We start from the raw sequence: 6,658 nt of genomic DNA on the forward strand, positions 1-6,658 counted from the left end.
ATCATTCTCCTTTGATTTCCAGCATTTTGCTGAGTCTTAATAAGCTTAATCGTCTTCTTGTATAAGGTGCAAGTCTGAGACTTGGTAAAACAGCTGCTTCATCAAGTCCGATATCATAAACCGTCTTTGCACATCCAGCCTTTTCCAGCATGTGGAACATATCCTGTTCGCTCGGAAGCTCATCTATGATTTCCGCGATTCCACCCAGGCAATTCTCCAGATGCTCCGGTGAAATGGATTTCAGAAGTTCTGGTTCATTTTCTTTCTTTATCTCTTCCAGAAATCCTTTACTTCCAAAGGTTTCTTCCAGAAGTTTCTCGTCTTCATTCTCATACGGTTTTGCGTGACATCGTCCCTGTGTAATAGCTGTGGCAATGCGCTTGTACTCCTCCAGTACAAGAAGTGTTGCTACAGAGACTTTCTCCCCATGAAGTGCATCCAGCGGGCCATTGATCACTTCCATATCCCACAGATGTGTCACCTGGTGCTCTGCACAGGATGCCGGTCTTGAATTCCCGATCATCTGCATCGCAAGCCCAGAAAGGATCAATGCATACATCAGCTGTTCACATTCATCTTCCTCACCCTCTGCAATATCCTGTATGGAAGATCTAACCGTCTTTAAGGCTTTTTCTTCCAGTCTTACAGTTTCCCGGCAAAAATATTCTCCGGTAACCAGATTTGCGATTTTCCAGTCTGCAAGACAGATATATTTTCCCATCAAATCTGAAATTCCCGCATCTGTAAGACGCCGGGGAGCTTTTGAAAAAATATCTGTATCTGCATATACACAGATAGGCGCAATTGACGGCACTGTTTTCTTCACACCGTCCAGGTTCATGGCAGCCACTGTTGTTACAAATCCATCTCCACTTGCTGCGGTAGGCACTGAAATGAAAGGTACTTTGTATTTGTGTGCAACATAGCGGCTGATATCATGAATCGTTCCTGCCCCTACTGCGAGAATCAGGTCAATATCTTCCTCCATGTTGTTCTCCACAATTCTTATCGCTTTCCGGTCAGCCAAAAGCCCCTCTGCGTCCAGAACTAATACCTGGCATCTGTCATAGATATCCTCCATGATTTCTTCTGTTGCCGCATAGGTATTGGTGTCGCAGATAACCAACGGAGATATATATTCTTTCAGCATCCCCTCTGACATCTCTTCTTCAAGCTTCTCTACTGCTCCGGCTTCTATCAAAATCTCTTTCACTGCAATCTGGTGTTCCCTGCCGCAGCTGCAAGGTCGGGCAAAATCGTCCGCATCAACTCGCATTTAAATTCTTCCTCCTGACTTTATACAATTGTTTGTTTCAATCCACAGTCGGTAATTTCACAGAATATGACATACAATCACATAGATGACTGTGGCTTGTCACGTGTCAGTGGGGGATACCGATTCCTCTCTGCCCGCCACTGCTGTTAAGTTTCATCGTACATGACATAGTTCCATGGTATTATACATGATTTTCCAGTAAAAATCAATCATTCGCCGCACACAATGCCCTTACAGATTCAGGTAATTGTAAACAATCTTTGAAATATTCTGGATATTTGTTACTGCTGTACCTTCCGGGCAGTTTTCGGACATGATACACAATATGTATGTTGTCTTTTCTCCGTAAATGATTGCAATATCATGCTGGTCCTGATCTGTCTCTCCGGTTTTATTTGCTGATTTTATTCCGTCAGGAAGTCCTTCCGGGATTTTCCAGGTGTTTTCCTGATTCGACAGAAGATTAAGCATTTCCTCTGAGGCTTCTTTGCTGACGCACTCTCCCTTGAAAATGCTCTCAAGCAGAGCTCCGCAGTCTTTTACAGAAGTCATATTTCTGCCGCCAAGACTTTCCTGCGCGGAGGCTGCCGGGTGGAGTGTATGCTGTACACTTGTTTCTGTATATCCCTCTTTTTCCAGATATTTATTGATGTCCTCTGCACCTTTTTTGAAATCGAGTGCATCTGTCTGAAGTTTCACCAGTTCATTACAGGATTCGTTGTCGCTGACAGTGATCATATTCCACAACAGATCATTTAATTTCACATCTACGGTTTTCATATCCGTTGTATTTAATTTCTTCGCTTCATCCGTTCTTACCTGTTCCATATCCTGGTAAGTCTTTGCCATGACAAATGGCTTGATCAGGCTTGCAGAATATAACGGCATATCGTTAATCAGAAACTCTTTATCCTCGTCGAGATCTTTGACATATACGCTCCATGTTCCCTGATATCCTGACAGCAGATTTTCAAGCTGTGGTTTGAGGTTATCGATTCCCAGATCATCCAGATTTATGACTTTACCTGTGTCATCCACTATGAATCCGTCTGTTGTCACTGTATTCTCCTGTGCCAAAGCTCCGTTCGCACCGCCGAAATAATAGTTTCCGTCAAAATTCATTTCATAGCAGTCCATCTCAAGCGAATGGATTCCCGGCTCTGTTACCATTCTGCCATTTTCATCAAAGTAATAATAACCATTTAACGTGATTCCGTCTATCGCCAGGTTATCTATATACCTTACCTGCGGGGCTGCCGATAGTCGTCCAAGATTATTTACAAAATAGAAGCCATCAAATTTGTCTGTTTCCTGTGTTTTCTGCGCATCAGTTGTCTCCTCAGCCTCTGTATTTTTAAATACTGTAACACCTTTCAAACGTTCCATATGCGGGCTGCATGCTTTAAATTTTCCATCTGTATCATGGTAATAATATCCGTCAAATACCGTTCCATCAATTTCATAGTCCTGAAAATAATGAATCTCTGCCTGATTGCTTTTCGCTCCATTTACATCCAGACAGTAAAATCCGTCACTCTTCATGATATACTTATTACTTCCATCACCTATCGGCTGAATCTGTGCCTGTTCCGTAACAGAAGACATACTTTGCTGCGCAGCCAAAGCAGTGCCAGGCAAAGTCGTTGTCATTACAACAGCCCCTGCCAGAGTTCCTGCCAGGATAAAAGTTTTCGTCGTTCGTTTGTTTTTTTTCATGTAAAACTCCTTTTACGGTTGCTTTCCATATCTCTTCGTAACTGTTCACTGCCATCGTCAGATAACAGCTGACAGAATTGTTACATCTCTTTTTTATAGTAAGCAAAGTATATATTGTTTTTTTCAGGATAGCAACATTTTTGTCTTTTTTCCAGTAACAACCTATGCCAGCATAGTTACTGTTTACTTCATTCTCAGTAACACCGTATGTCTCGGGATATTCTGGTTATATACCTTGTCTGTTTAATGGAAATCATATCATATTCTGACTCTGGTCAGCTTTTTATTTATCCATACAAACCCTGTTCCAGAATTCTCCAAGCTGCTGTTCCACCGTATTCAGAGTACAGTTTCTGCGGTCAGACCATTCTGCCGGGAAAAGATTGCGATAGTTATGATCAGCAAAGCGCTCATCCAGCAAAAGTATGATTCCTGTATCCTCCTGGGTTCTTATCACACGTCCTGCTGACTGCAGCACTTTATTCATTCCGGGATATCTGTATGCATAATCAAATCCATCTGCGCCTTTTTTATCATAATACTGCCTGAGTATTTCCCGTTGTGTCCCAATCTGGGGCAAACCTGTTCCTACTATAACCGCCCCGATCAGTTTCTCCCCCATCAGATCAATACCTTCCGAAAAAACACCACCCATCACACAAAATCCAACCAGTGTCCCTTCTGATGTAGAAAATTCTTCGATAAATTCCTCTTTTTCCTGTTCATGCATCCCTGATGTCTGAGCGATGCATCGTACCCAGTCCACTGAAAACTCATTCTCATACACCTCCAGCACATCTTCCATAAATTTATAAGAAGGAAAAAATACCATATAGTTTCCTTTTCTCGCCCATACTGTTCTTGCAATATATGACGCAATTTTATGATATTCTTCATAACCTCTTCTGGTATAACGGCTGCTCACATCACGTCCCGTAAGAATACATCGTTTTTCCTGCTTAAAAGGTGATGGAACATAAATGCCATAATCATCTTTTCTGGTGCTTAAAAGTGTACGGTAATAGTCCATAGGAAGAAGCGTCGCCGAAAAGAAAACCGCGCTCTTCCCCTTTTCCAGACATCTTCCGATATTCGCCGCAGGATTTACGCAGAAAAGCCGCAGTATTACTTTTCCCTGCGTTCCGATTTCTGTATAAATCACATAATTCTCATCCAACAGCTCATCTATATTCAGAAAATCTCTGACACAAAAATAAAAATCCAGGAGCTGTTCCGGAAGCTCTTTTCCGTGAAGTTCTTCCAGAAGCTTGTCCATCTCTCCCATCACCTGTAGCATACTCAGAGAAACCGGTCCGGGATTCTGTAAAATCTCATAATCTCCACAGTCTTTCTCCAACGCCAGCAACTGACGGTTTACTTTTCCCAACGCCCGTACAAGTCCCTTACTGTAATCCGCGGCCAGCTTCTTTGCTTCCAGAACATCCGCTCTATCCACAAAAGCACTGTACATTTCTCTGCCTCTGTCCACCAGATTATGGGCTTCATCAATCAGAAAAATATATCCTCCCGAGGTACCTTCGCCAAAAAATCTCTTCAGATACACATTTGGATCAAATACATAATTATAATCGCAGATTACCGCATCCACCCATATTGCGAGATCAAGACATAGCTCAAACGGACATACCTGCCATTTCTTTGCATACTCAAGAATCCTCTCTCTGCCATAGCAGTCCTGTGTCGTCCACAATTCATAGACTGCATCATTAATTCTGTCCAGATGTCCTCTCGCCCAGAGACAATTCTCCGGATTGCATTCTGTTTTGTCACAGAAACATAGTTTTTCCTTCGCAGTGATAGTGATCACTTTAAACTTCAGTCCATGTTCCTTTAATATTAAAAACGCTTCTTCTGCCACTGTTCTGGTGATCGTCTTCGCTGTCAGGTAGAAAATGTTTTCTCCCAGTCCGGCACCAACTGCTCTTACCGCCGGAAAAATCGTGGACATGGTTTTCCCTACCCCCGTAGGCGCCTGTATAAAAATCTGCCGTTCTGCTGATATCGTATGATACACACTGGATACGATCTTTCGCTGACCTTCTCTGTATTCAAACGGAAACTCCAGACCTTCCATGGATTCATTCCGCTCTTTTTTCCATGCCAGCTGATACGAAATCCATTTATGATATCTGTCCAGAAGTTCCTGATACCAGTCTTTAAGTTCCTCCAAAGTAAATTCTTCTCTGAAATACTTGAGTTCCTCTGTATCCAGATTTCCGTATGTCATCTGAACACCGATTTTCTCTAATTGCTGTTCTCTGGCATAGATACAGGCATAGCACATGGCCTGGGCACGATGTACTTCCACTGGTTTCTCAAGCTGGCTGACATCTGCATAGACACCTTTGATCTCGTCAATGAAATATTGCTCGTCCTCTGTAAATATCCCGTCAGCTCTGCCTTCTACCGCGATACTTACATCATCATATTCCGTCGTATATTTAAGCGAAACTTCTGCCCTGTAATGACTTCCCATCTGGCTTTGTATCTTCCTGTGAAGTCTGCTGCCTTTCAGCATCGCTTCTTTATCCGCAGAGCCTCTGCGGTTATCAAGGTCACCGCTTCTTAATATAAATTCCACCAGATTTCTGACCGAAATACGAACCACCGGCTTATCCATGTCTGCCCCCTATATCTTAAGAGTTACTGTTCACTCCGTTCTTAATAATCTCTAAAATCTATTTTCATTCACCATTCAACTTATCGATTCATCAAATGCAAGGTCTTTTAAAGATAATACACGATTATAGCACATCTTCTCAACACATGAAACGAAAAAGCCGCCAGAAATCTTTATACAGATTCCTGACGGCCTGTTATTTTCTTTATCTTTTATCTATCTTAATCTTCCGATGTACTGACAAGCTGATTCCTGAAATAATCTTATTGATACATGAACCTTAGCTCCACGATTCTATATAATAGGAATTACATCTGAGTAAGTACAAAAATATCATAGATTGCTTTTACAGCAGTTTCGAAATCTCTGTTCTCAACACCAATAATGATGTTCAGTTCACTGGATCCCTGGTCGATCATCTTAACATTTACATTTGCATGGGCAAGTGCGGAGAAGATTCTTCCTGCTGTACCTCTGGTGGATTTCATGCCACGTCCTACAACAGCGATCAGTGCAAGGTCAGATTCCATTTCTACGAAATCCGGCTGTACTGCGCGATGGATTCCTGCGATTACCTGCTGTTCCTTTTCTTCAAATTCATCCTGATGTACATATACAGTCATTGTATCGATTCCTGATGGAACATGCTCAAAACTGATTCCCTGATCTTCGAATACCTGAAGTACCTTACGTCCGAAACCAACCTCACTGTTCATCATGGATTTCTCAATATTGATAGAGCAGAATCCTTTCTTACCTGCAATACCTGTGATTGTAAATTTCGGTTTCTTGCATGTACTCTCAACAATAAAAGTACCCTTGTCTTCCGGTCTGTTTGTATTTTTGATGTTGATCGGAATTCCCTCTTTACGAACCGGGAAGATCGCATCTTCATGAAGAACAGTTGCACCCATATAAGAAAGCTCTCTGAGTTCTCTGTAGGTAATGCTCTCGATCACTTCCGGATTTTTAACAATACGTGGGTCTGTTACCAGGAAGCCGGAAACATCTGTCCAGTTTTCATA

At 42.2% G+C, this 6,658-nt stretch carries 4 protein-coding genes; all 4 read right to left on the reverse strand.

The window, feature by feature from the left end; genetic code table 11:
- Nucleotide 1: 1 nt before the first annotated feature.
- A complete protein-coding gene (locus AC058W_RS09455; protein ID WP_117676502.1) occupies nt 2–1,276 on the reverse strand; it encodes a sn-glycerol-1-phosphate dehydrogenase in 1,275 nt (424 codons plus the stop codon).
- 231 nt (nt 1,277–1,507) lie between these two features.
- Nucleotides 1,508–2,992 carry a serine hydrolase gene (locus AC058W_RS09460; RefSeq protein ID WP_118591468.1) on the reverse strand — a complete coding sequence of 495 codons (1,485 nt, stop codon included), beginning with the start codon at nt 2,990–2,992 and terminating at the stop codon, nt 1,508–1,510.
- 283 nt (nt 2,993–3,275) lie between these two features.
- The gene (locus AC058W_RS09465) at nt 3,276–5,633 is read right to left on the reverse strand and encodes an ATP-dependent DNA helicase (RefSeq protein ID WP_479389999.1); all 2,358 of its coding nucleotides are present in this window, start codon (nt 5,631–5,633) and stop codon (nt 3,276–3,278) included.
- Between the two features lie 308 nt (nt 5,634–5,941).
- Nucleotides 5,942–6,658, reverse strand: a 717-nt coding sequence (locus AC058W_RS09470) for an ACT domain-containing protein (protein ID WP_479390000.1), incomplete at its 5' end; no start/stop codon positions are given.

This window comes from Blautia sp. CGZ-1-C1 (genome assembly GCF_056504575.1).